This window comes from Pseudomonas sp. TE4620 (assembly GCF_056279045.1).
This window is the reverse complement of sequence record NZ_JBWBQO010000001.1, coordinates 1737537-1761497: the sequence shown is the minus strand read 5'-3', so window position 1 is coordinate 1761497 and position 23961 is coordinate 1737537. Positions and strand designations below refer to the sequence as shown.

Annotated in this window: 30 protein-coding genes and 1 pseudogene; 21 read left to right on the top strand and 10 right to left on the bottom strand. The window is 65.4% G+C overall.

The window, feature by feature from the left end; translation table 11 throughout:
- Positions 1–2 precede the first annotated feature (2 nt).
- Positions 3–290, top strand: coding sequence for a hypothetical protein (locus ACZ9A3_RS08515; protein ID WP_045196801.1), 288 nt, complete (start codon positions 3–5; stop codon positions 288–290).
- A 131-nt stretch (positions 291–421) separates the two neighbouring features.
- On the top strand, positions 422–1036 hold the full coding sequence (locus ACZ9A3_RS08510) for a Yip1 family protein (protein ID WP_476252379.1): 615 nt from the start codon (positions 422–424) through the stop codon (positions 1034–1036).
- Positions 1037–1056: 20 nt separating this feature from the next.
- On the opposite strand, the gene ACZ9A3_RS08505 is transcribed toward ACZ9A3_RS08510, so the two are convergent.
- The gene (locus tag ACZ9A3_RS08505) at positions 1057–1329 is read right to left on the bottom strand and encodes a DUF1652 domain-containing protein (RefSeq protein ID WP_093383830.1); all 273 of its coding nucleotides are present in this window, start codon (positions 1327–1329) and stop codon (positions 1057–1059) included.
- Positions 1330–1621: 292 nt separating this feature from the next.
- Here ACZ9A3_RS08505 and ACZ9A3_RS08500 point away from each other — a divergent pair, with 292 nt between their 5' ends.
- From ACZ9A3_RS08500 to ACZ9A3_RS08490, 3 genes are all read left to right on the top strand, one after another.
- On the top strand, positions 1622–1801 hold the full coding sequence (locus tag ACZ9A3_RS08500) for a con-10 family general stress protein (protein WP_082075430.1): 180 nt from the start codon (positions 1622–1624) through the stop codon (positions 1799–1801).
- A gap of 49 nt (positions 1802–1850) precedes the next feature.
- Positions 1851–2411, top strand: coding sequence for an ATP-dependent Clp protease proteolytic subunit (locus tag ACZ9A3_RS08495; protein ID WP_045196795.1), 561 nt, complete (start codon positions 1851–1853; stop codon positions 2409–2411).
- Between the two features lie 100 nt (positions 2412–2511).
- Positions 2512–2739: a DUF6555 family protein gene (locus ACZ9A3_RS08490; RefSeq protein WP_093383833.1), complete on the top strand. Its 228-nt coding sequence runs from the start codon at positions 2512–2514 to the stop codon at positions 2737–2739.
- Position 2740: 1 nt separating this feature from the next.
- On the opposite strand, the gene ACZ9A3_RS08485 is transcribed toward ACZ9A3_RS08490, so the two are convergent.
- The 4 genes from ACZ9A3_RS08485 to ACZ9A3_RS08470 form a co-directional block, all read right to left on the bottom strand.
- Entirely contained in the window at positions 2741–3658 is a 918-nt protein-coding gene (locus ACZ9A3_RS08485) for a DNA-3-methyladenine glycosylase family protein (protein WP_476252378.1), read from the bottom strand.
- A 107-nt stretch (positions 3659–3765) separates the two neighbouring features.
- Positions 3766–4392 (bottom strand): isochorismate family cysteine hydrolase YcaC, encoded by a 627-nt coding sequence (gene ycaC / locus ACZ9A3_RS08480; protein ID WP_093383839.1) that lies wholly within the window; start codon positions 4390–4392, stop codon positions 3766–3768.
- A gap of 51 nt (positions 4393–4443) precedes the next feature.
- Positions 4444–5130: a hydrolase gene (locus tag ACZ9A3_RS08475; protein WP_093383842.1), complete on the bottom strand. Its 687-nt coding sequence runs from the start codon at positions 5128–5130 to the stop codon at positions 4444–4446.
- A gap of 28 nt (positions 5131–5158) precedes the next feature.
- Positions 5159–6049, bottom strand: a complete 891-nt coding sequence (locus ACZ9A3_RS08470) for a pirin family protein (protein ID WP_476252377.1) — start codon at positions 6047–6049, stop codon at positions 5159–5161.
- A gap of 96 nt (positions 6050–6145) precedes the next feature.
- Between ACZ9A3_RS08470 and ACZ9A3_RS08465 the strand changes: the two genes are divergently transcribed.
- On the top strand, positions 6146–7054 hold the full coding sequence (locus tag ACZ9A3_RS08465; RefSeq protein WP_045196855.1) for a LysR family transcriptional regulator: 909 nt from the start codon (positions 6146–6148) through the stop codon (positions 7052–7054).
- Between the two features lie 13 nt (positions 7055–7067).
- On the opposite strand, the gene ACZ9A3_RS08460 is transcribed toward ACZ9A3_RS08465, so the two are convergent.
- From ACZ9A3_RS08460 to ACZ9A3_RS08445, 4 genes are all read right to left on the bottom strand, one after another.
- On the bottom strand, positions 7068–7943 hold the full coding sequence (locus tag ACZ9A3_RS08460; protein ID WP_045196783.1) for an alpha/beta fold hydrolase: 876 nt from the start codon (positions 7941–7943) through the stop codon (positions 7068–7070).
- A 17-nt stretch (positions 7944–7960) separates the two neighbouring features.
- The gene (locus ACZ9A3_RS08455) at positions 7961–8590 is read right to left on the bottom strand and encodes a LysE family translocator (protein ID WP_176794269.1); all 630 of its coding nucleotides are present in this window, start codon (positions 8588–8590) and stop codon (positions 7961–7963) included.
- 79 nt (positions 8591–8669) lie between these two features.
- Positions 8670–9278, bottom strand: coding sequence for a 2-hydroxychromene-2-carboxylate isomerase (locus ACZ9A3_RS08450; protein WP_213601567.1), 609 nt, complete (start codon positions 9276–9278; stop codon positions 8670–8672).
- A 46-nt stretch (positions 9279–9324) separates the two neighbouring features.
- Complete coding sequence (locus ACZ9A3_RS08445; protein ID WP_258597506.1) at positions 9325–10056, bottom strand: SDR family oxidoreductase; 732 nt, start codon at positions 10054–10056, stop codon at positions 9325–9327.
- A 91-nt stretch (positions 10057–10147) separates the two neighbouring features.
- On the opposite strand from ACZ9A3_RS08445, the gene ACZ9A3_RS08440 reads away from it, so the two are divergent.
- On the top strand, positions 10148–10702 hold the full coding sequence (locus tag ACZ9A3_RS08440; protein WP_093383857.1) for a TetR/AcrR family transcriptional regulator: 555 nt from the start codon (positions 10148–10150) through the stop codon (positions 10700–10702).
- Positions 10689–11285, top strand: a complete 597-nt coding sequence (locus ACZ9A3_RS08435) for an eCIS core domain-containing protein (RefSeq protein WP_093383860.1) — start codon at positions 10689–10691, stop codon at positions 11283–11285. The genes ACZ9A3_RS08440 and ACZ9A3_RS08435 overlap by 14 nt, the downstream gene beginning before the upstream one ends.
- On the opposite strand, the gene ACZ9A3_RS08430 is transcribed toward ACZ9A3_RS08435, so the two are convergent.
- The gene (locus ACZ9A3_RS08430; protein WP_045196771.1) at positions 11286–11882 is read right to left on the bottom strand and encodes a TetR/AcrR family transcriptional regulator; all 597 of its coding nucleotides are present in this window, start codon (positions 11880–11882) and stop codon (positions 11286–11288) included. It abuts the gene before it with no gap.
- 110 nt (positions 11883–11992) lie between these two features.
- Here ACZ9A3_RS08430 and ACZ9A3_RS08425 point away from each other — a divergent pair, with 110 nt between their 5' ends.
- From ACZ9A3_RS08425 to ACZ9A3_RS08365, 13 genes and pseudogenes are all read left to right on the top strand, one after another.
- Complete coding sequence (locus tag ACZ9A3_RS08425) at positions 11993–13048, top strand: sugar phosphate isomerase/epimerase family protein (RefSeq protein WP_093383865.1); 1056 nt, start codon at positions 11993–11995, stop codon at positions 13046–13048.
- Positions 13049–13077: 29 nt separating this feature from the next.
- On the top strand, positions 13078–13944 hold the full coding sequence (locus ACZ9A3_RS08420) for an alpha/beta fold hydrolase (RefSeq protein ID WP_045196767.1): 867 nt from the start codon (positions 13078–13080) through the stop codon (positions 13942–13944).
- 91 nt (positions 13945–14035) lie between these two features.
- Positions 14036–15082: a class I SAM-dependent methyltransferase gene (locus ACZ9A3_RS08415; RefSeq protein WP_213601570.1), complete on the top strand. Its 1047-nt coding sequence runs from the start codon at positions 14036–14038 to the stop codon at positions 15080–15082.
- A gap of 54 nt (positions 15083–15136) precedes the next feature.
- Positions 15137–15244: pseudogene (locus ACZ9A3_RS08410) on the top strand (GntR family transcriptional regulator); the annotation flags it as partial.
- An 80-nt stretch (positions 15245–15324) separates the two neighbouring features.
- Positions 15325–15996, top strand: a complete 672-nt coding sequence (locus tag ACZ9A3_RS08405) for a GntR family transcriptional regulator (RefSeq protein ID WP_045196763.1) — start codon at positions 15325–15327, stop codon at positions 15994–15996.
- Positions 15997–16118: 122 nt separating this feature from the next.
- On the top strand, positions 16119–17051 hold the full coding sequence (locus tag ACZ9A3_RS08400) for a 4-hydroxyproline epimerase (RefSeq protein WP_476252376.1): 933 nt from the start codon (positions 16119–16121) through the stop codon (positions 17049–17051).
- Positions 17048–18163, top strand: a complete 1116-nt coding sequence (locus ACZ9A3_RS08395) for an NAD(P)/FAD-dependent oxidoreductase (RefSeq protein ID WP_476252375.1) — start codon at positions 17048–17050, stop codon at positions 18161–18163. The genes ACZ9A3_RS08400 and ACZ9A3_RS08395 overlap by 4 nt, the downstream gene beginning before the upstream one ends.
- On the top strand, positions 18156–18392 hold the full coding sequence (locus ACZ9A3_RS08390; protein ID WP_045196758.1) for a (2Fe-2S)-binding protein: 237 nt from the start codon (positions 18156–18158) through the stop codon (positions 18390–18392). Before ACZ9A3_RS08395 ends, ACZ9A3_RS08390 begins: the two co-directional genes overlap by 8 nt.
- Positions 18389–19639: an FAD-dependent oxidoreductase gene (locus ACZ9A3_RS08385; RefSeq protein ID WP_476252374.1), complete on the top strand. Its 1251-nt coding sequence runs from the start codon at positions 18389–18391 to the stop codon at positions 19637–19639. Before ACZ9A3_RS08390 ends, ACZ9A3_RS08385 begins: the two co-directional genes overlap by 4 nt.
- Positions 19640–19695: 56 nt before the next feature.
- Complete coding sequence (locus tag ACZ9A3_RS08380) at positions 19696–20445, top strand: AraC family transcriptional regulator (RefSeq protein WP_093383887.1); 750 nt, start codon at positions 19696–19698, stop codon at positions 20443–20445.
- A gap of 231 nt (positions 20446–20676) precedes the next feature.
- Positions 20677–21495, top strand: a complete 819-nt coding sequence (locus ACZ9A3_RS08375; protein ID WP_401290058.1) for an ABC transporter substrate-binding protein — start codon at positions 20677–20679, stop codon at positions 21493–21495.
- Between the two features lie 10 nt (positions 21496–21505).
- A complete protein-coding gene (lhpI, locus tag ACZ9A3_RS08370) occupies positions 21506–23287 on the top strand; it encodes a cis-3-hydroxy-L-proline dehydratase (RefSeq protein WP_476252373.1) in 1782 nt (593 codons plus the stop codon).
- Positions 23280–23951: an amino acid ABC transporter permease gene (locus tag ACZ9A3_RS08365; RefSeq protein ID WP_045196750.1), complete on the top strand. Its 672-nt coding sequence runs from the start codon at positions 23280–23282 to the stop codon at positions 23949–23951. Before lhpI ends, ACZ9A3_RS08365 begins: the two co-directional genes overlap by 8 nt.
- Positions 23952–23961: the final 10 nt, after the last annotated feature.

Here is a 23961-nt window from a genome sequence, read left to right as displayed (position 1 = left end):
GAATGAGAAAGGTCAGCCCGGCCAGCCCGACCAGCCTGCAGATCGACTTTGTCCAGGACACGCTGTTCGGCCCGGTGGCCCACAGCGCCGAATGTGAAGTGCAACTGGCGCCATTGAACATCAATGGCCTGCCGGGCCTGCGCCTGCAGGTACGCGCGCCGGTACCGGCCAAGCTTGAGCGTTCACACAGCGTGGCGTTTGTCTGGGAGGGTCGCACTTATCGCGGGATCGTCCAGTATCACCGGCGCTGTGATGACGGCGGCTTGCAGTTGCAGCTGGAGCTGCAGTAACCCGGCTCCCACAACAGCGGTGTATACACCGGGCCTTGGGCTGGGTGGTTCAAATAAATGAAACCCCGACGCCGGCCAGACCTCCATAGAACAGGGAGAAGTGTTTCCCACCCTGCTTACCGGAGGTCACCATGAGTACCCATCTGGTTCAACTCTTCACCCACCCCGATGACGCCTGGATGGAAACCCGCCAGGAAGAAGAACTGCACCCGCGCCATTACCTGCCGCACCTGCTGCTGATGGCGCTGATTCCCGCCCTGTGCCTGTTCATTGGTACCACCAGTATTGGCTGGAGCCTGGCCGGCACCGAGCGGGTGCGCCTGAGTGTGGCCAGCGCCGCCGAGCTTGGGGTGCTGTTGTATGCCGCCTGCGTGGTCGGGGTGATGATCATGGGCGGGTTCATTCGCTGGATGTCGCGCACCTTCGATGCCCGCCCCAGCCTCAACCAGTGCATCGGTTTTGCCGCCTACACCGCCACGCCGTACTTTGTCGCCGGTGTCGCCGGGCTCTACCCCGGGCGCTGGCTGGCGTTGATCGTGCTGGGTGCGGCGTCGGCCTATGCGACGTTCCTGCTGTACGTTGGCCTGCCGACCTTCCTGCGCCTGCGCAAGGAAGACGGCCTGCTGTACTCGACCAGTGTCTGGGCGGTGGGGCTGCTGGTGCTGGTGACCATCCTGGTATCGATGATCCTGTTCTGGTTCAACGTCCTCAGCCCCGAATACCTGCGCCCGGCCAGCCTCGGCTGACTGGACGCAGTCGGCGTGGTTCAGGCAAGCGCCTGGGGCTTGAACGGAATCTGGCTACGCCCCAGGCGCTGCTCTTCGCGCACCTGGGCCACCAGCGCGGCAAGTTCGTGGCAGGTGGTCAGGCTATGCACCTTGATGCCGGTGACGGTCAGGCAGTCGCCCAGGCTATCGCCCTGCCCCAGCTGGATGGTCAGGTGCTCGCCATCGGTGCACGACACCACACTGTGTTCAGGCAGCAATGCCTGTTCAATCATATGGCACAACTCAAGCGTGGAAACTCCAATCAGTGACATGCTGCAATCCTCGTGTCGGAGGGCCCGACTATTCAGTTAGTACTGCGTCGGCCCTCGATGCCAATTGAAATTGCTGATGCCGCGCCGTTCCCCCATGCAGGGCAGCAATGGTCTTTCGGAAGAGCCACCCGTGGCTCGCCAAGTTCAAAGCATTCGCGGCTATCGGGGATGAACGGCGGCCCCGGACCGTTCGTCCCGCAGCGGCGAAATATTTCAAACTTTGCCTGCGCCGACCGCCTCCCAACCTGTGTAAGGCAAACGCCTTGCGAACATTCACAAGAGGAAGAGAATCATGGCTAGCAAAGACACTTCGAATCCCGGGAATTTCGCGAACGACCGGCAAAAAGCGTCTGAAGCCGGGAAAAAGGGTGGCCAGGCTTCCGGTGGCAATCAAAAGCCAAGTGACCAGAGCCGCAAGCCCGACATGGGCAAAGACCAGACCCGCAAACCAAGTGGTGGCGGCCGTAGCTAAAGGACGAAAGGCCGGCGCACGCCACGTGCGTCGGTCCCGAGGCACTGCCATGAGCCAACAGGTGATCCACTTTCATTGCCAGATCGATCAGGACACCACCGAGCGTTTTCGCGACCGCTGCCTGCAGGCCGTCGACGATGGCGCCACCTCCTTGCTGCTGTTTTTGTCGACCACCGGTGGCAGCACCAACTTCGGTTTCTCGCTGTACAGCTTTCTCAAGTCCTTGCCGGTGCCGTTGTGCGCAGTCAACGCCGGCAACATCGAATCGATGGGCATCATCATGTACCTGGCCGCTGGCGAGCGTGTCGCCGCGCCGCATTCGCGTTTTCTCATCCACCCCATGACCTGGCACTTCAGCCAGAGCGCGGTGGACCATTCGCGCCTGCGCGAATACCTGTCGAGCCTGAACAACGACCTGGAGCGCTACGTGCGCATTTTCGAGCTGGAGACTGCCCAGGCCGAGCGCAAACTGGACATCTTCCATTGCCTGTCGACCGAAGAAAAGGTCATCCCCGCCTACGATTCGCTGGCCTGCGGCATCGCCCATCGCCTGGAGCAGGTGGTGTTCGAAAAGGATGCCCGGCACCTGACCATCAGCGGCGCTCACTGACAGGCTGAAATCCGATGGAATTTTTCTACCGGCGCAGCACTCACTAGAGGCATTGAAGGGATTTTCTTGGTCACTGCTCTGTAAGGATCATTCCAGACCCATGAACAACGCAAAACTGTTCGTCATCGACTACCAGCTTCACGGCGATCACAAGTCCTTCATCATCCGCGCCGAGACGATGGACAACGCTGAAGCCTGGCACTGGGCAAGTTGCGACGCCGGTATCGGTCGCATAGGCCGGTACGGTCGCGAAAAAGTCAAAAAAGTCAGCAAGCCACTGGCCGAACGCTACGGCATTACCGATGTGACCTGGCGCCAGTCCAGCTGAGTCAGCTCAACGACGCCCACAGGTGCTGGGCGGCATAGGCGCGCCACGGGCTCCAGGCCGGTGCGCGCTGGGCCAGTTGCGCCTCGGGGCCTTCGAGCAGGCGCAGGGCCTTGACCAGTGCCACGTCGCCCAGCGGCAAGGCATCGGCCGCGCCCATCTGGCGCAAGGCCAGGTAGTGGGCGCTCCACGGGCCGATGCCGCGCAGCCGGCACAGGCGCTGGACCCAGGCCTCCAGGTCGCGCTCAGGGCGCAGCAGTTGCGGGTCTAGCAGCAGCGCCCGGGCCAGGGTCGAGAGTGTCGCGGCCCGCGAGCGCGGCATGCCCAGGCCACTGAGGTCGACGTCAGCAACAGCCTCTGCGCGGGGGAACACGTGGGTCAGGCCGGGTACACACTGAAGCTGCGCGGCCAGCGGCTCGCCGTACCCCGCCACCAGGCGCCCGGCCAGGGTAATCGCCCCGGCGACGCTGATCTGCTGGCCCAGCACTGTACGCATGGCCTGCTCGAACCCATCCCAGCCCCGAGGCACGCGCAGGCCCGGGCGCAGTTCGATCAATTGCGCCATCAACGGGTCGCGGCGCAGCAGTGCTTCGATCTTCAGCGGCTCGGCATCCAGGTCGAATACTCGCCGGACCCTGGCCAGCAACCCCGGCAACGCACCGGCAGAGCTAGCGATCACAGTGACTTTCAGCCGGTGCCCACGCGCCTTCGCGACCTGGACGATGCCCTGGCCACGAGCGAGATCAAAACTGCGGGTATAGACTCCCGCTACGACCGTCTCTACCCCGCTAATCGCCCGCGCAGCAAGAAACCCCAGCAGCGACGGCCAGTGCAAGGGTGGCTGGTAAGCCAGCCAGAAACTGATGGCGCTGGCGGGCCGAATGCTGCGGCGATGGCCTGCCAGGCTGGAAGTAGAATTCATGCGCCGATCATCACCTGGGCAACGGCAACGACGCCAGGGATTTCGACGACTGTCAGACGACGTCGGCCGGGCCACGCCAGCGCCCGGCCGTCGATCATTGAACGGCGTTACTTGCCGTTGGTGAGGGTGTTGTAGCTGGTCATCAGGTTGCGGTAGTCGGGGATGTGGTTGGCGAACAAGGTGCCCAGGCCTTCGATATCGTTGCGCCAGTCGCGGTGCAGCTCGCAGGCCAGGCCGAACCAGGTCATCAGCTGGGCGCCGGCTTGCGACATGCGGTTCCAGGCCGAGTCGCGGGTCAGTTCGTTGAAGGTACCGGAGGCATCGGTGACCACAAACACCTCAAAACCTTCTTCCAGGGCCGACAGCGCCGGGAAAGCCACGCACACCTCGGTCACCACACCGGCAATGATCAGCTGCTTCTTGCCGGTGGCCTTGACCGCCTTGACGAAGTCTTCGTTGTCCCAGGCGTTGATCTGCCCCGGACGGGCAATGTACGGCGCCTCGGGGAACTGCGCCTTGAGCTCGGGCACCAGCGGGCCGTTGGGACCGGTTTCGAAGCTGGTGGTGAGGATGGTCGGCAGCTTGAAATACTTGGCCAGGTCGCCGACGGCCAGCACGTTGTTCTTGAAACGGTCCGGGTCGATGTCTCGCACCAGCGACAGCAGGCCGGTCTGGTGGTCGACCAGCAGGACGGCAGCGTTGTTCTTGTCCAGGCGGACGTAGGGCTTGGTCATGGTCTTACTCCTTGCGTTGAGACGCCGGTGCCAGGCACCGGACATGAGGGATCAGCGTTGCGAATCGAGCAGTTCGTTGTCGCGGGCTACCTGTTGCGCCTTGAGGTAGCTTTCAATCAGCAGCTGGTAATGCGGGAACACCGAGCTGTAGGCCTCGGCCCATTGCTGGGCGTCTTCGCGGTTCCAGCTGCGCTGGACCTCCGAGCACACCGCAGCGGTGTCCATCGGCACCACACCGGCCTGCATTACCCGCGCCAAGGTGATTTCCTCAGCCATCTTCGAGTAGGTACCGCTGGCGTCGATCACGGCAAACACCTGGTAGCCTGCAGCAACTGCGCTGATGCTCGGGAAGGCCATGCACACACTGGTGATGGTGCCGGCGATGATCAGTTGCTGCTTGCCGGTAGCCTTGACTGCCTCGACGAACTCGGGATTGTCCCAGGCGTTGATTTCACCTTTACGGGCGATATAGCGGGCATGCGGCGCGGCTTGGTGAATTTCCGGAATCAGCGGGCCATTGGGGCCTTGTGGCACCGAAGCGGTAGTGATCACCGGGATCTTCGCCAGGCTGGCAATCTTGGCCAGGGTGATGGCGTTGGCCCGCAGCTCGGTCATGGGCATGTCCTTGACCGTCTGGAACAGGCCGCTCTGGTGGTCGATCAGCAGCATCGCGACATTTTCAGGGTCTATGCGCGGCACCTGGCCGTTGAAGTTGGCAACGTTGGCAAAGGTACTCATGGCGTATTCTCCTTCAGGGGTTATGAGACTAGTTGTGGTGGCGCGGACCGGCCTGCCCGCTCATCTGGCCGAAGCGCCCGGCGCGAAAATCGTCAAAGGCCTCGGCGATTTCGGCATCGCTGTTCATCACGAACGGGCCGTAGCCAACGATCGGCTCATCCAGCGGCTCGCCACTGAGCAGCAACACCGACACATCGCTTTGCGCTTCAAGCAGCAGCTCGTCACTGGCGCGGTCAAACAGCACCAGTTGCGCGGCGCCAACCTGGCGCTCGCCGTTGACCAGCAACTGGCCGCGCAACACCACCAGCGCGGTGCTGCGCCCGGCGGCACTGGGCAAGCGCACGGGCGCGCCGGCCTTGAGCTGCAGGTCCCAGACATCCATGGCCGAGAAAGTCTGCGCCGGGCCCTGGTGGCCGCGAAACGCACCGGCAATCACTCGCAAGGTGCCGGCGCCGTTGCCCAGTGGCACCAGCGGGATGTCGCTGCTGAGCAGGGTCTGGTAACCGGCCGGCGCCGATTTGTCCCTGGCTGGCAGGTTGACCCACAGCTGGACCATTTCCAGGGTGCCGCCCTTGGCAGCGAACGCCGGCGAGTGGAACTCTTCATGGAGAATGCCGCCGGCGGCGGTCATCCACTGCACATCGCCCGGGCCGATCAGGCCGCCGGCGCCAGTGGAGTCGCGGTGCTCCAGTTCGCCCTGGTAGACGATGGTCACGGTTTCGAAACCGCGATGGGGATGCTGGCCGACGCCGCGACGCGCCGTGGTCGGGGTGAAGTCGTGGGGGCCGGCATAGTCCAGCAGCAGGAACGGGCTGATGTGCTGGGCCAGGTTGTCGTAGGTAAACAGGCTACGGACCGGGAAGCCATCACCTACCCAGTGGGGGTTCGGGCTGCTGTAGACGCCTTGGATCTTTTTCATCAGATGCCTCCTCTCGTGCATGGCTATAACCATACGAGCGCAACGACATCGGCGGTAGATCGGTTAAACTGCCTTCAGCGTTCCATATGGAGAACACTGGTGGAAGACCTCAACGACCTTTATTACTTTGCCCAGGTTGTCGATCACGGCGGCTTTGCCCCGGCCGGCCGCGCCCTGGACATGCCCAAGTCCAAGCTCAGCCGGCGTATTGCCGGGCTGGAAGAACGCCTGGGGGTGCGCCTGATCCAGCGTTCGACCCGGCATTTTTCGGTGACTGAAATCGGCCAGGCTTACTACCGCCACTGTGTGGCCATGCTGGTGGAGGCCGAAGGCGCCGCCGAGCTGATCGAGCGCAACCGCGCCGAGCCCCAGGGCATCGTGCGCCTGAGTTGCCCGACGGCGTTGCTGGATTTCTGGGTGGGGGCCATGCTCACCCGCTTCATGGTCCAGTGCCCGCTGGTGCAGTTGCATATCGAAAGCACCAATCGCCAGGTCGACCTGATCCAGGAAGGCATCGACATTGCCTTGCGCGTGCGCGTACCGCCTTTGGAAAGCAGCGACCTGGTGATGAAGGTACTGGCGCGCAGCACCCAGTACCTGGTGGCGGCGCCCGCCTTGCTCGAACGCCTGCCCCCGCGCCCGGTGCCCGCCGACCTGAGCGCCCTGCCGAGCCTGCACTGGGGCTACCCGCAACGCGATTACCACTGGCACCTGCTCGGTCCCGACGGCGTCCGCGCCAGCCTGCGACACAGCCCGCGGCTGGTCACCGACGACCTGGTGGTACTGCGCCAGGCGGCGGTGGCGGGTGTCGGCGTGGTGCACTTGCCGCTGGTGGTGATCCGCGAAGAACTCGACGCCGGCCGCCTGCTGCAAGCCACGCCGAACTGGGCACCGGAGTGCGGCGTGGTGCACGCGGTGTTCGCCTCGCGGCGCGGCTTGCTGCCGTCGGTGCGCAGCCTGCTGGACTTTCTGGCGGCGGAGTTCGAGGCCAGTGATATCGCCTGAACCTGCGGCTTGATTACTGTTCCAGCAAAAACGCCGCGACCCGCTCGCTGCACGCCGCCGGATCTTCCTGCATGAAACAGTGCCCACCCGCCACCTGGCTGGCGCTGACCTGAGGATTGCCCAGGGCCCAGCGCTGCACCGACTGCGGCACGAAGGGATAGGTGGTTTGGCCATACAGCACCAGGCTCGGGGTGCTCACCTGGGCCAGCGACGCCCACATGCGCCGGGGGAAGGAGCTGAAGATTTCCACTTCACGGCTAGGGCGGCACTTGAGCACCACGCCTTCGCCGCAATCGCCAATGGCGTGTTCGATATAGGACTGCAACGCCGGCTCGCTCCAGCCCTTGAAGATCCCCCGCCCTTCCAGCGATGCCCGCGCCGCCGTGCGGTCAGGCCAGTGGCTGCGACGGGTGGCAGCCTTGCGCGCCAGAGCATGGCGACGGTGCAGGCCGACCAGCGCCGCCGCGCCCATGATGCCCATCATCGCCCGGGTGAACAGCACCGGGTCAAGCAGCACCGCACGCTGGAACAGCTGCGGCTGTTGCGCCAGCATCAGGCCGGTGAGCACCCCGCCAAAACTGTGGCCGACGGCAAAGCGTGGTACATCGCCGTACTCGCCACGGCCGGCCTCGAAGGCTTCGATGGCAAGCTCGGCAGTGCGGTTCCAGCCGGCGAACGGGCCGCCATGGTCGCTGTCGCCATGGCCCTGGACATCGCACAGCCACAGGTCGAACTGCTCGGCCAGGCGCGCCAGCAACGGCTGGTAGGCCAGGCAGCAAAAGCCGTTGCCGTGCAAGAAATGCAGCAGCGGCTTGCCACTGGCTGGGGAGCGCCAGCCGCGCAGGGTGAAGCCAGCACTTGTGTCATGGGACCAGGGAATCAACTGCATGTGCCAGCGCACTCACGTCAGGAAAAACCCGATTCTACAAACAGCAGGGGGTACAGGGATATCACCAGCAGCGCCGCCATCAGCAGATTGAACAGCATCAGCCAGCGCGGGTTCTGCAACACCGTGCGCAAGGCGCTGCCGAACATCACCCAGACGCAGACACTGGGCAGGTTGACCAGGGCGAACACCGCGGCAATGACGATGACGTTGGTGACGTAGCCCTGGGCCGGGGTGTAGGTGGTGATCGCGCCCACGGCCATCACCCAGGCTTTCGGGTTGACCCACTGAAAGGCTGCCGCGCCCCAGAAGCCCAGGGGCTTGCGGCTCGACGAGTCGCTGACCGACAGCGGCCCGGAGGTGGCAATCTTGTAGGCCAGGTACAACAGGTAGGCGGCGCCCACGTAGCGCAGCACGGTATAGATCGGCGGGTAGGCTTTGAACACCTCGCCCAGGCCAAAACCCACCGCCAATACCATGACCATGAAGCCGACACTGATGCCCAGCGCGTGAGGAATCGAACGGCGCACGCCGAAGTTCACCCCGGAGGCCAGCAACATGGTGTTGTTGGGCCCCGGGGTGATCGAGGAGACAAAGGCGAACAGCACGAAGGCAGTGATCAGGTCCAGTGAGCCGAGCATGGCAGGCATCCAGTATTTTTATTGGGCTGCCCTGACACTAACGGAGTCCTGATCCGCCTCGACCATACAGTTAGTTAAAATAATGCCGCTACACTTGACTGTCCTGCTCGGCCAGCGCTTCGACGACGAACTCCAGGCGGTCCTGGCCGAAGAACATCTGCTCGCCGACAAAGCAGCTTGGCGCACCGAACACGCCACGGCGCACCGCTTCTTCGGTAGCGTCCTTGAGTGCGGCCTTGACCTCGGGCTCGGCGCTCCAGGCCTGGTATTGCTCGGGGTCGAAACCGGCCTCCTGCAGCACTGCCGCCAGCACCTGCGGGTCGGCAAGATTGCGCTGGCGCACCCACAGGGCCGTGAACATCGCGTTCAGGTAGGCCTCGAAACGCTCTGGCTGGTAGCGCTGCACGGCCACCGTGCCGCGCATCAGGCCCAGGGTGTTGATCGGGAAGCCCGGCGGCAAGGCCAGGGTCACGCCGTAGCGTTTGGCGTAGCGCTGAAAATCAACGAACACATGCCGGGCCTTGGCCGGCACCATCGCCGGCGAGGCGTTGCCGGTGGCCTGGAATACCCCGCCCAGCAACATCGGCCGGTACACCAGTTGCGCATCGTGCTCGGCGCAGAGTTTCGGCAACTGGGTCCAGGCCAGGTAGCTGGCCGGGCTGCCCAGGTCAAAGAAGAATTCTACGGTTTTGCTCATCTGCAGCAGGTCCTTTTTTGTTGTTGCGCAGGCTGTTGTCAAAGGCTTACCAGCACTCCATCCACGGCCGCAGGTCAAGCTCGAAGGTCCAGGCGTCGCGCGGCTGGCTGTGCAGAAACCAGTAGCTGTCGGCGATATGTTGCGGGTCGAGAATGCCGTCCTGGTCCTTGAGCGCATAGCGCTCGGGGAAGCTGTCGCGGATGAACGCGGTATCGATGGCACCGTCCACCACCACATGGGCGACATGAATATTGCGCGGCCCAAGTTCGCGGGCCATGCTCTGGGCCAGGGCGCGAATGCCGTGCTTGGCGCCGGCGAACGCGGCAAATCCGGCTGCGCCGCGCAAGCCTGCAGTGGCACCGGTAAACAGGATAGTCCCACGCTCGCGGGTCACCATGCGCCGCGCCACCGCCTGGCCGCTGAGAAAGCCTGCGAAACAGGCCATTTCCCAGATCTTGAAGTACTTGCGCGCGGTCTCTTCGAGAATGCTGCAGGGCACGTTGGCGCCGATGTTGAAGACAAAGGCTTCGATCGGACCGACGCTGCTTTCGATCTCTTCGACCAGCGCCGCCACCTCCTCTTCCTTGCGCGCATCCGAGGCAAAACCGTAGGCCTCGCCACCGGCGGCGCGGATCTCGTCCACCAGCGGCTGCAGCTTGTCGGCGCTGCGCCGGGTCACGCAGGCGACATAACCCTCGCGGGCAAAACGCCGGGCAATCGCGCCGCCGGTTGCATCACCGGCCCCTACCACCAGTACCACCTTCTTGCCTTGGGTCATGTCTCGCCTCCATTGGTAAACGATCATTTAGTAAACGAACGCTATGCTATGATTCAGGCTTCGTCAAGCCAGCCCTGTGGAGCCTACCGGCGTGCGCTATTCCACCACTCACAAAGAACAAACCCGGCAGAAACTGCTGCAAAGCAGCGGCGCCCTGGCCAAGCGCGGCGGCTTTGCAGCCACTGGCGTGGCCGGGCTGATGAAGGCCATCGGCCTGACCGGCGGCGCCTTCTACAACCACTTCCCGTCCAAGGACGAGCTGTTCACCGAGGTGGTGCGCCGCGAGCTGTCGCACAGCCCCATCGCCCAGCAGGCGATGAACCGCGCGCGGCTCGAGCGCTGCCTGGAGCAGTACCTGAGCATGGCCCACCTGCACAATGTCGAAGGCGGCTGCGCGATCCCGACCCTGGGCGCGGAAATCGCCCGCGCCGAGCAGCCGGTGCGCGCGGAAGCCGAACACTGGCTGTGCCAGCTCCAGCAAGCATGGGCGCAAACCCTCGAAGACCCGGCCCTGGCCTGGGCGCTGATCAGCCAGTGCGTGGGCGCGCTGGTGCTTGCGCGCATGCTCGCCAGCGAGCCGATTCAGGAAGAGGTGCTCAAGGCCTCCCGCGATTTCATTGCCGGGGCCCTGCATGAAGCGCCTTGAGTCGTTGCTGCTGAGCCTTGCCCTGAGCGCCCCGCTCACCGCCCTCGCCGCCTGCCCGGCCGGACAGTACGAAATCTGCCTGGGCAGTTGCATCTGTTCGCCCATCGACCCCGGCCAGGCCGGCACCGTGCTCGACGACCTCGGCCGGGTGGCCAGCAGCTCCCTGGCCCTGGCCTTGCAGCAGGCGCGCAACACCGCTGCGGCCGGCACACTGCTGCCGATCCCCCTGCACATCCGCGCCCAGCTCGAATCCTATTATGACTTCCAGGTGCTCGACGCGGCGCGCTACAAGGTCGGCGACCAACAAGCCCTGGACAGCGCCAACGCCCTGCTGCAGAACCCCGACGTCAACGCCGTGACCCTGATCGACATCATCGTTTTTCGCAACCAGGCCGACGCCGAAAACAACGTCGCCCTCTGGGCCCACGAACTGCACCACGTGCAGCAATACCAGCAATGGGGCGTGGAAGCATTCGCCCGGCGCTACTCGCGCGACTTCGACGCCGTCGAAGCGCCGGCCTACGAGATCCAGGCAAAGGTCAGCAAGGCCCTGCGCGAGCGGGCCTCGGGCCAGGCGCGCTGATCAGGCCAGGGCGGCGTGCAAAGCGCACAACGCCGGTTTGATCATCGCCTGCAGGCGCGCCGTGGCAATGCCGTCGCGGGCCTGGATGGCAATACCGTGCAGCAAGGTGGCAAACAGGTCGCCCAGCGCCTGCGGGTCGGCCTCGGCCTTGAGCTCGCCACGGCCATGGGCCTGCTGCAGCAGGTCGATGATCGACTGGGTACGCTGGCGGCGCAGCTCGCTCATCCAGTCCAGTACGCCGCTGATATCCGGGCCGCCGCTGGCGGTCGATGACACCGCCAGGCAACCGCGCGGGCCGTCCGCTGCGGTGTAGGTGGCAATGGCCTCGAGGAGGATCTGCTCCACGGCCTGGCCCACCGCCAGCTCACGGTTGATGACCCGCTCGGCAAAGCCGCCCTGCTCGGCCAGGTACAGCGCCACCACCTCGCGAAACAGCTGCTCCTTGCTGCCGAAGGCGGCGTAGATGCGTGCCGAGGCAATGCCCAGGGCACTGACCAGCAAGGCCATTGACGTGCCTTCGTAACCGTATTGCCAGAAGGTCGCCAGGGCCTTGTGCAGGGCCTGGTCGCGATCGAATTCCCGGGGACGTCCGGCCATGGGTTGTGTGTCCATCAAATCAGATGGGGCGGATTCTACCCTGCAAGACAGTTGACGCAAGCGCGTTGTCGCCCTATTGTTTGTCGATCGACAAACAATAGGAAGTCATCATGCGTACCCTCAAAGGTCCTAGCCTGCACCTGGCCCAGTTCAGTGCCGAACAAGCCCCTTTCAACAGCCTGCCCGAGATCGCCCGCTGGGCTGCCGGCCATGGTTTCAAGGCCTTGCAGGTGCCGGCCTGGGACCGGCGCCTGTTCGACCTGGAACTGGCCGCACAAAGCCAGACTTATTGTGATGAGCTGCGCGGCATGCTTGCCGAACACGGCCTTGAGGTCAGCGAGCTGAGCACCCATCTGCTCGGCCAGTTGGTAGCGGTTCACCCGGCCTACGACGCCCTGTGCGACAACTTCGCCCCACCGCAGCTGCACGGCAAACCCCAGGCACGCACAGCATGGGCGCTGGAACAACTGCAGCTGGCAATCAAGGCCTCGCAACGCCTGGGCCTGACCGACATGGGGACTTTCTCAGGCTCGCTGGCCTGGCCTTACCTGTTCCCGTTTCCGCAGCGCCCGGCGGGCCTGATCGAGGCGGCTTTCGAAGAGCTGGCGCGGCGCTGGCGGCCCATCCTCGATGCCTGCGAAGACCACGGCATCAACCTCTGCTATGAGATTCACCCCAGCGAAGACCTGCACGACGGCAGCAGCTTCGAGCGCTTCCTCGACCTGGTGGATAACCACCCGCGCTGCAACCTGCTGTTCGACCCCAGCCACTTCGTCCTGCAGCAACTGAACTACCTCGACTACCTGGACATTTACCACACGCGCATCCGCATGTTTCACGTCAAGGATGCCGAGTTCAACCCAACCGGTCGCCAGGGCATCTACGGCGGTTACTGCGACTGGACCGAGCGCGCCGGGCGCTTCCGATCCCTGGGCGACGGCCAGGTCGATTTCAAGGCGATCTTCTCCAAGCTTGCGCAATACGACTTCCCCGGCTGGGCCACCCTGGAATGGGAATGCTGCCTCAAGGACCAGGAAGACGGCGCCCGCGAAGGCGCGGCGTTCATCCGTGAGCACATCATCCAGGTCACCACTCGCACCTTCGACGACTTCGCCGGCGCGCCGGTCGACCCGCAACAGATCCGGACCCTGCTGGGCCTGGCTTGAATCCCCCTCTTTCACCTGGAGTGCAACCGATGTCCATCACCCCCGAAGCCGACTTTGAACACCGCTACCTGATCCTCGAACCCGGCCGCCGCCTGCATTGCGTGCAACTGGGCAGCGGCCAGCCGGTGCTGCTGATCCCCGGCTGGCCGCAGACCTGGTACGCCTGGCGGCATGTCATGCGCGCCTTGGCTCGCCAGGGTTACCAGGCGATTGCCGTCGACCTGCCGGGCACCGGGCTGTCCGACCCGGCCAGCGAAGGCCATGACACCGGCACCATCGCCGCCCTGCTGCACCGCGCCATGGGCCAGCTCGGCCATCAGCGCTACCGCCTGGCCGGGCATGATGTGGGCATGTGGGTCGGCTACGCGCTGGCCAGCGATTACCCCGAGGCGGTCAGCCAGCTGGTGCTCAGCGAAGCGGTGATCCCGGGCCTGGCCGAAGCGCCGCCGATCTTTGTCAGCGCCGAGCAGAACATCTTTATCTGGCACTTTCTCTTCAACCAGTTGCAGGATCTGCCCGAAGCCCTGATCACCGGCCGCGAGGACCGCTACCTGACCTTTATGTACGAGCGTTGGGCGCACCATGTCGACCGCGTGGCCGTCGACACTTACATCAGGGCCTACAGCAAGCCCGGCGGCTTGAGCGGCGGCCTGGCCTACTACCGTTCGATCAGCCAGACCATCGCCCAGAACCGCCAGCGCGCCGGCAAACGCCTGGGCATGCCAGTGCTGGCCATCGGCGCCGAGCATGCTACCGGCGAGGTGCCGTTGCAGACCCTGCAGGCCCATGCCGACAACCTGCGCGGCAGCGTCATCGCCGACTGTGGGCACTTTGTCATGGAAGAGGCGGACGAAGCGTTCAGCGCCCAACTGCTGGCGTTCTTCGAAGCGAACTAGACTTAAAGGTTGCCCCCGCAACACATTGGCCCGAGGTTGCCGGCCCGCCGGCAGCCCCGTTGACGTTGGACTTCTTGCAGGAGAACACGCAATGGACGAAGCCAGACTCAATGACTTCATGGGCAAGCTGGTCACCGACATGGGTGCCGCGGCCATGCTTGCCAACCTGATCCTCGGCGATGAACTCGGTTTGTACCGGGCCATGGCCGACAGCCAATTCATCTCCCCCGAACAACTGGCCGACAAGACCGGCTGCAATCCCCGCCTGCTGCGCGAATGGCTGAGCGCCCAGGCCGCGTCCGGCTATATGGAGCACAGCGACGGACGCTTTCGCCTGCCCGAAGAACAGGCCATGGCCCTGGCCATCGAAGACTCGCCGGTGTATGTCGCCGGCGGCGCCTCGGTGATCGCCGCGCTGTTCCACGACAAGGACAAACTGGTCGCCGCCATGCGCGGCGATGGCGCCCTGGCCTGGGGTGATCACCATCCGTGCATGTTCAGCGGCACCGAACGTTTCTTCCGCCCCGGCTACCGCGCCCACCTGGTGGCCGAATGGCTGCCGAGCCTGAGCGGGGTGGTCGACAAGCTGCAGGCCGGGGCCAAGGTCGCCGATATCGGCTGCGGTCACGGCGCCTCGACGGTGATCATGGCCCAGGCCTTCCCGGCCTCGCGCTTCAGCGGCTTTGACTACCACGGCCCGTCGATCGCTATCGCCAGCCAACGTGCCGCCGAAGGCGGTGTGGCCGAGCGCACGCAGTTCGTCCAGGCCAGCGCCAAGAACTTCCCCGGCACCGATTACGACCTGATCTGCTATTTCGACTGCCTGCACGACATGGGCGACCCGGTCGGCGCCGCCCGGCATGCCTATGAGTCGCTCAAAGCCGATGGCACGGTGCTGCTGGTCGAGCCCTATGCCAACGACACCCTGGATGAAAACAGCACCCCCGTCGGGCGCTTGTTCTATGCCGCTTCGACCTTTATCTGCACGCCGAACTCGTTGTCGCAGGAAGTTGGCCTGGGGCTCGGCGCCCAGGCGGGCGAGGCGCGGCTGCGCGCGGTGTTCGAGGAAGCCGGGTTCAAGCACTTTCGCCGGGCGACCGAGACGCCGTTCAATTTGATCCTTGAAGCGCGCAAGTAAGCGCTGATACCTGGTCGGGCCAGCCTCCACCCAACCTGGGGGGCTGGCCTCATCGCCGCCAAGGTCGCGCTGGATTACCTGCGCTTGAAACACAACGACAGCAGCAACCTGCGCGACATCGCCGCGCCCATTGCCCTCAAAGAACCCCGCATAGGCCGCTGAGCATGCCAGCGGGCAGGTCTGGCGCCATGCATGGCGAGTTTCGTATACCATATCCATAAATAACTTCGGACGACGCCACCGTGACCGTACCCCGCCTCAACGCCCCGGACCTGGGCAACACGCCCTCGACTTCGGAAATCATCACCCGCCACCTGCGCGATGCGATCATTGCCGGGCACTTCGCCGAAGACGAACCAATCCGCCAGGACGATATCGCCCGCCAGTTCAACGTCAGCAAGATTCCGGTGCGTGAAGCGCTCAAGCGCCTGGAAGCCGAAGGCCTGGTGATGTTCCAGCGCAATCGCGGGGCGATGGTTACGCGCATGTCCGAACCAGAGCTGGCGCAGATGTTCGAAGTGCGCATGCTGCTCGAAGACAAGGCCCTGCGCCTGGCCATCCCGAACATGACCGAGGAAACCTTCGCCCGCGCCGAGCGCATCTGCCAGGAGTTCGTCGGCGAGAACGACGTCGGCCGCTGGGCCGAACTCAACTGGGAACTGCACGCCTGCCTGTATGAACCGGCGCAGCGGCCGTTCCTGGTCAACATGATCCGCTCGGTGAACGACAAGCTGGAGCGCTACCTGCGCATGCAGATGAGCCTCTCGGCAGGCAAGGAGCGCGCCGACCACGAACACCGCGACATCCTCGACGCCTGCCGGGCCAAGGATGTCGAGCTGGCAGTGAGGCTGCTCGACGAACACATCGCCGGCGTCTGCAAGACCCTGTTCGAGCACCTGCCGCCGAGCAAGTGACAGAAACCTGTAGGTTGCGCCACTGTGCCGATTTCGTCATCGGCACGACATAAAGGCATCAAGCCTGCGCGCCGCATGACACGCCACTCTGTCCTTCACTTCCCTGAACGGACGCGGCCTCCATGAAACGCATTACCGTGATCGATTCCCACACCGGCGGCGAACCGACCCGCCTGGTCATCGACGGCTTCCCCGACCTTGGCAACGCCAGCATGGCCCAGCGCCGCCAACGCCTTGCCGAGGCACACGATCAATGGCGCACTGCCTGCATGCTGGAGCCGCGCGGCAGCGATGTGCTGGTCGGCGCGCTGCTGTGCGAGCCGGTGGACCCCAGCGCCTGCGCCGGGGTGATCTTCTTCAACAACACCGGTTACCTGGGCATGTGCGGCCACGGCACCATCGGTCTGGTGGTGTCGCTGGCGCACCTGGGCAGGATCGGCCCGGGCGTGCACCGCATCGAAACCCCGGTCGGCACCGTGCAGGCGACCCTGCACGAGGACCGCTCGGTCAGCGTGCGCAACGTGCCGGCCTACCGCTACCGCAAGGACCTGGCGCTGGAGGTGCCCGGCATCGGCAAGGTAGTGGGCGATGTGGCCTGGGGCGGCAACTGGTTCTTTTTGATCGCCGACCACGGCCTGGAGGTCGCCGGTGACAACATCGAGGCGCTGACGGCCTATACCTACGCCGTGCAACAGGCCCTGGAAGAGCAAGGCATTCGCGGTGAAGACGGCGGCCTGATTGACCATATCGAGCTGTTCGCCGACGACCCCGACGCCGACAGCCGCAACTTCGTGCTGTGCCCCGGCAAAGCCTACGACCGCTCGCCCTGCGGCACCGGCACCAGCGCCAAGCTCGCCTGCCTGGCTGCCGACGGCAAACTGCAACCCGGGCAGACCTGGCGCCAGGCCAGCGTGATCGGCAGCACCTTCGAGGGCTCGTTCGAGGCCGACGGCCAACGCATCATCCCGACCATTCGCGGCCGCGCGCACATTAGCGCCGAAGCCACGCTGATCATCGAGGAGGACGACCCGTTCGCCTGGGGCATTCGCCCGTGAGCCGTGGTGCCGTGGCCGATGTCATCGTCATCGGCGCCGGAATCATCGGCGCCGCCTGCGCGCAGGCGCTGGCCGCGCGCGGGCTGCAAGTACTGGTACTCGATGCCGGGCTGCACGGCGCCACGGCCGCCGGCATGGGCCATTTGCTGGTGCTCGACGACAATCCCGCAGAGCTTGCGCTCAGCCAGTATTCGCTACAACGCTGGCGCGAACTGGCCCCGCAACTCCCCGAGACCTGCGCCTATCGCAGCAACGGCACCCTGTGGCTGGCGACCAACACCGAAGAAATGGCCGTGGCCGAACACAAATTCAACCTCCTGCAAGCACAGGGGGTGGCCTGCGAATTGGTCGCCGGGCACGCCCTGCGCCAGCGCGAACCGGCGCTGCGCGAGGGGCTCGAAGGCGGTCTGCTGATCAACGGCGACGGCATTCTCTATGCCCCGGCCACTGCCGGCTGGATGCTGCAAACAGCAGGGATCGAACAGCGTCGGGCGCGGGTCAGCGCAGTAGAGGGCAACCGTGTGCGCCTCGACAGCGGCCAGTGGCTGAGCGCCGAGGCCGTGGTGTTGGCTAACGGCATCCAGGCCACGCAGCTGTGCCCGGAGCTGCCGATCGAGCCGAAGAAAGGCCACCTGCTGATCACCGATCGCTACCCCGGCACCGTCACCCATACCCTGGTGGAGCTGGGCTACGTGACCAGCGCCCACAACGCCAGCGGGCCGTCGACTGCCTGCAATATCCAGCCACGGCCCACCGGCCAGCTGTTCATCGGCGCCTCGCGCCAGTTCGGCACCACTGACCCGGCCGTGGAAGGCTGGATGCTGGCGCGCATGCTCAAGCGCGCAACCGAGTACATGCCGGACCTGGCAAATCTGAACGGCATCCGCGCCTGGACCGGCTTTCGCGCCGCCAGCCCCGACGGCCTGCCGCTGGTGGGCCGCCATCCGCAGCAGGATGGCCTGTGGCTGGCGGTCGGTCATGAAGGGCTGGGCGTGACCACGGCGCCGGCGACCGCCGACCTCTTGAGCGCGCAGCTGTTTGACCAAACGCCGCCGCTGGCGGCCAGCCCTTACCTGCCAGATCGCTTTCTTGGAGCCCTCGCCCATGCCTGACCTGACCCTCGATGGCCGCCCGCTACGCGTGGCCGACGGCACCAGCGTCGCTGCTGCTCTGGCCCTGGGCGGCGATGGCTGCTCGCGCACTTCGGTCAGCGGCCAGCGCCGCGCCCCGCTGTGCGGCATGGGCGTTTGCCAGGAGTGCCGGGTGACGATCGACGGTCGCCGGCGCCTGGCCTGCCAGACCCTGTGCCGTGACGGCATGCAGGTGGAGACCCGCGCATGAACGAACACACCAACTTGCTGATCATTGGCGCCGGCCCCGCCGGGCTGGCTGCGGCCCTGGCCGCCGCGCCGCGGGCCGCGCGCATCGTGCTGCTCGACGACAACCCGCTGCCGGGCGGGCAGATCTGGCGCGACGGGCCACAGGCCAAGCTGCCCAAGCAGGCGCGCCGGCTGCGCGAGCAGGTGCTGGCCTGTGCCAATGTGCACTGGCACAGCGGCACGCGGGTGATCGCCACCGCCGGCCCCAGCAGCCTGCTGGTGGAGAACGCCGAGCGCGGCTGGCAAATCCACTACGAGCGCCTGGTCCTCTGTACCGGCGCCCGTGAACTGCTGCTGCCCTTCCCTGGCTGGACGCTGCCTGGGGTGACCGGTGCCGGTGGCTTGCAGGCGCTGATCAAGGGCGGGATGCCGGTACGCGACGAGCGTATCGTCATCGCCGGCAGCGGCCCCTTGCTGCTGGCCAGCGCCGCCACCGCCAAGGCCAATGGCGCGCGGGTACTGCGCATCGCCGAGCAGGCCTCGCTTGCGGCCGTCAGCGGCTTTGCCGCACAGTTGCCGCGCTGGCCGCACAAGCTGCTGCAATCGTTTAGCCTGTTCGACCGCCAGTACCGCAGCGCCAGCCATGTGCTGGCCGCGCTGGGCACCGACCGGCTCGAAGGCGTGCGCCTGCAGCAGCACGGCCAGATGGTTGAAATTGCCTGCGATCGGCTGGCTTGCGGCTTCGGCCTGATCCCCAACATCCAGTTGGGCCAGGCCTTGGGCTGCGCCGTGGAGCAACAGGCGCTTGCCGTCGATGCCTGGCAGGCGACTTCACAACCCGGCGTTTACGCGGCAGGCGAATGCACAGGTTTCGGTGGCAGCGAGCGCGCTCTGGTTGAAGGCGCTATTGCCGGTCTTAGCGCCACCGGCAATCGCCAGGCGGCGCAGCGGCTGTGGCGCCGCCGGGCGCGCTGGCACGCCTTTGCCCGCGCATTGAACACGGCCTTCGCCCTCGACCCCGCACTGAAGTCGCTGGCAACCGCCGACACCCTGGTGTGCCGCTGCGAAGACGTGCCCTATGCCGCCCTCGCCGGGCACAGCGACTGGCGCCAGGCCAAGCTGGCCAGCCGTTGCGGCATGGGCGCCTGCCAGGGCCGGGTGTGCGGTGCGGCCACCGCCCACCTGTTCGGCTGGCAGCCCTCGGCGCCGCGCCCGCCATTCAGCCCGGCGCGCATCGACACCCTGCTGCACCTTGAGAGCGACACTTGAGGTAAACACCGGGGGCGCTCTATGATCCCGACGGTCGCCCCCGGAACGTCAGCGCCATGCACGCCACGCTCAACCACTTCGCGCCCTGCGACCTGCCGACCCTGCTCAGCAGCCTGCAGCCGATTGCGCCGCTGCTCGACACCCTCAACGACGTGGTGTTCTTCATCAAGGATTGCGAGGCGCGCTACGCCTTCGTCAACCAGACCCTGGCCCGGCGCTGCGGGCGCAAGCACCGCGAAGACTTGCTCGGGCTTACCGCCGAGCATGTATTCCCCGCCCGCTTCGGCCCGCTCTACACCGAGCAGGACCGCCGCGTGCTCAGCAGTGGCCGGGAACTGGCCGACCAGCTTGAGCTGCACCTTTACTTCGGCAACCAGCCGATCTGGTGCCTGACCCACAAACGGCCACTCAAGGACGCCGAGGGCACTATCGTCGGCCTCGCCGGCATTTCCCGCGACCTGCAACTGCCCCAGTCCAACCACCCGGCGTTCCACAAGCTCGCTGCCGTCGATGCACATATCCGCGCCCACTTCACCCGCCCCATCAGCCTTGCAGAGCTGACCGCCATCGCCGGGCTGTCGGTGGCGCAGCTGGAGCGCCACTGCAAGCGCATCTTCCAGCTCACGCCGCGACAGATGATTCACAAGGCGCGCCTAGAAGAAGCCTCGCGCCTGCTGCAGGAGCTCGACCTGCCGATCACCGAGATCGCCCTGCGCTGCGGTTACACCGATCACAGCGCCTTCAGCCGACAGTTTCGCGCCCTCACCGGGCTTTCACCGAGCCAGTACCGCGACAGCCAGCGCTAAGTGTTCCTTTATCGGGCGCTGCGCACAGGCAGTGCTCCGATATGTAACACCTGCCCCGCTCCCCTGCTGCAGCACCCCAACTGCCCTTGTTTGCTTCGAGCGCCCTAGCCCACGGGCCGAAAGATTATTCCTACATCGGCGACAAAACAGGCACGGCCATTGCACTAGAAAATATCGTATACGAAATTACCAATACGATATTTAACAGCACGCTCCCAACCCGAGGCCTCTATGAAAAACCGCACATTTGCCGTAGCCCTCAGCGCTGTTCTCAGTACCACCTTTATCGCCAACGCCCAGGCTGACAAGCTCGATGACATCATCGGCTCCGGCAAGCTGCGCTGCGCCGTGACCCTGGACTTCCCACCGATGGGTTTTCGCGATGAGGCCAACAAGCCCGCCGGCTTCGACGTCGACTACTGCAGCGACCTGGCCAAGGTGCTCGGGGTTGAGCCGGAAGTGGTCGAAACGCCCTTTCCCGACCGCATTCCGGCGCTGGTTTCGGGCCGTGCCGACGTGATCGTCGCGTCCACCTCCGACACCCTCGAACGGGCCAAGACCGTCGGCCTGACCGTGCCCTACTTCGCCTTCCAGATGGTCGTGCTGACCCGCGACAACACCGGCATCAACAGCTTCGACGACCTCAAGGGCAAGGCGCTGGGCAACACCAGCGGCACCTATGAAGCCATTGCCCTGGAAAAAGACGTGAAGAGCTGGGGCAGCGGCACCTTCCGTGCCTACCAGTCGCAGAACGACACCCTGCTGGCGGTCGCCCAGGGACACATCGACGCCACCGTGGTCACCAACACCGTCGCCGCCGCCACCCTCAAGTCCGGTAAGTACAAGAACCTCAAGGTCGCCGGCAATGCCCCTTACGTGATCGATTACGTGTCGCTGGGCGCCAAGCGCAACGAGTATGGCCTGCTGCGCTACCTCGACCTGTTCGTCAACCAGCAGGTGCGCACCGGGCGCTACAAGGAGCTGTTCACCAAGTGGGTCGGCACCGAAATCGCCCCGACCGACCTGACCGTGCCACAGGTCTACTACTGAGGTGGGCAGCATGACCAGCACACCGATCCCCCAGGCCGGGCGCAGCCTGGTCGCGGGCGCGGCCCAGGGCCCCTTGCTGTTCGCCGATACCGGGCTGAGCTTCTGGGGCGGGGTCGACGCCGCCAGCGGCGAAGTCATCGACCGTCATCATCCACTGAGTGGCCAGTGCATCGCCGGGCGTGTGCTGGCGATCCCCAGCGGGCGCGGCTCGTGCACCGGCAGCAGCGTGATGATGGAGCTGATCAGCAACGGCCACGCACCGGCGGCACTGGTGCTGGCCGAGGCCGACGAGATCCTGACCCTCGGCGTGCTGGTCGCGCAAACCCTGTTCCAGCGCTCCCTGCCGGTGCTGTGCATCGGCAAGCAGGCCTTCGCCAGTTTGCCCGGTGCAGGCTGGGCAAGGGTCGAAGGCGATTGCCTGAGCCTGTATGCCCAGGCCCCGGCCGATCACTGGCAAGCCGCGCCGTATGACCACAGCGCCGAGTCTTTCAGCACCCGCCTGAAGCTGCAAGCCGAGGACCAGGCGCTGCTCGACGGCACGCACGGCAAGGCGGCGCAAATGGCCATGCAGATCGTTTTGCGCATGGCCGAGCTGCAAGGCGCCGAGCAGTTGCTGGACGTCACCCAGGCGCACATCGACGGCTGCATCTACACCGGCCCCGCCAGCCTTGGCTTTGCCGAACAGCTGGTGCGCTGGGGCGCAAAGGTGCGGGTGCCGACCACCCTCAATGCCATCTCGGTCGATCAGCGCCGCTGGCGCGAGCTTGGCATCGACCCGGCGCTGGGCGAGCCGGCCAGCGCCCTGGGCGATGCTTACATGGCCATGGGTGCGCAGATGAGCTTCACCTGCGCGCCGTACCTGCTCGACAGCGCGCCGAGCCAGGGCGAACAGATCGTCTGGGCCGAATCCAACGCCGTGGTCTACGCCAACAGCGTGCTCGGCGCGCGCACCCTCAAGTACCCCGACTACCTGGATATCTGCATCGCCCTGACCGGCCGCGCGCCGCGCATCGGCTGTCACCTGGACAGCCAGCGCAAGGCGCAGTTGTTGGTGCAGGTGCCGGCGCTGGCGGCACTGGACGACAGCTTCTACCCGCTGCTCGGCTACCATATCGGCGCCCTGGCCGGCTCGCGAATTCCGCTGATTTACGGGCTGGAACAGGCGCAGCCGAGCCTGGACGACCTCAAGGCGTTCGGCGCCGCCTTTGCCACTACCTCGGCGGCGCCGCTGTTTCATATCGCCGGGGTCACCCCCGAAGCGCTGGAGCCGGCGCAGGTCCTCGAACCGGGCGCCAACCTGCCCACCGAGCGCATCCAACTGGCGGACCTGCTGCACAGCTGGCACGCGCTCAACAGTGCCCGCGAGCCGCAGGTGGATGTGGTGTCGCTGGGCAACCCGCATTTTTCCTTCAGCGAGTTCGCCGCGCTTGCGCAGCTGTGCCAGGGCCGGCACAAACACCCGGAGGTGGTCGTGGCCATCACCTGCGGTCGCACAGTGCTCGAACAGGCCCGCGCCGCCGGGTACATCGCCGAGCTTGAGCGCTTCGGCGTGACCCTGGTGACCGACACCTGCTGGTGCATGCTGGGTGAGCCGGTGATCCCGCCAACGGCGCGTACGCTGATGACCAACTCGGGCAAATATGCCCACTACGGGCCGGGCCTGGCCGGCCGCCCGGTGCATTTCGCCAGCCTCGCCGAGTGCGTCGCGTCGGCCTGCAGCGGCCAGGCCAGCGGTCGCTTGCCGGCCTGGCTGCAAGCGGCCCAGAGCCAGGAGGGCCGCGCGCATGTTTGACTTTGACTACACCTTCCAGTGGCGCTCGGCGTTGCGCGCGCTGCCCGACATGCTCGCCGGCGCCTGGGTGACCTTCGAGACCGCCGCCCTGTCGATGATCTTCGGGGTGCTGATCGCCCTGGCCCTGACCGTCATGCGCGAAGGCAAGCAACCGCTGCTGCGCGGTTTTGCCAACGGCTGGGTGTCAATTGCGCGCAACACGCCGTCGCTGTTCCAGATCTACATCCTGTACTTCGGCCTCGGCTCGCTGGGCCTGCACGTCAGCTCGTGGATCGCCCTGCTGGCGGGCATCACCTTCAACAACGCGGGGTACCTGGCGGAGAACTTTCGCGGCGGCCTCAAGGCCGTGCCGACTACGCAAGTGCGTGCGGCGCGTTCGCTGGGCATGAGCGCTTTCCAGACCTACCGGATGATCGTCATCCCGCAGCTGCTGCGGGTGGTGTTCTACCCGCTGACCAACCAGATGGTCTGGGCGGTGCTGATGACCTCGCTGGGGGTGATCGTCGGCCTGAACAACGACCTCACCGGCGTGACCCAGGACTACAACGTAAAGACCTTCCGCACCTTCGAATACTTCGCCCTGGCGGCGGCGCTGTACTACCTGATTGCCAAGGCGATCGTCGCGCTGGCCCGGCTGATGGCCTGGCGGCTGTTCCGTTACTGAGGAGCTCGGC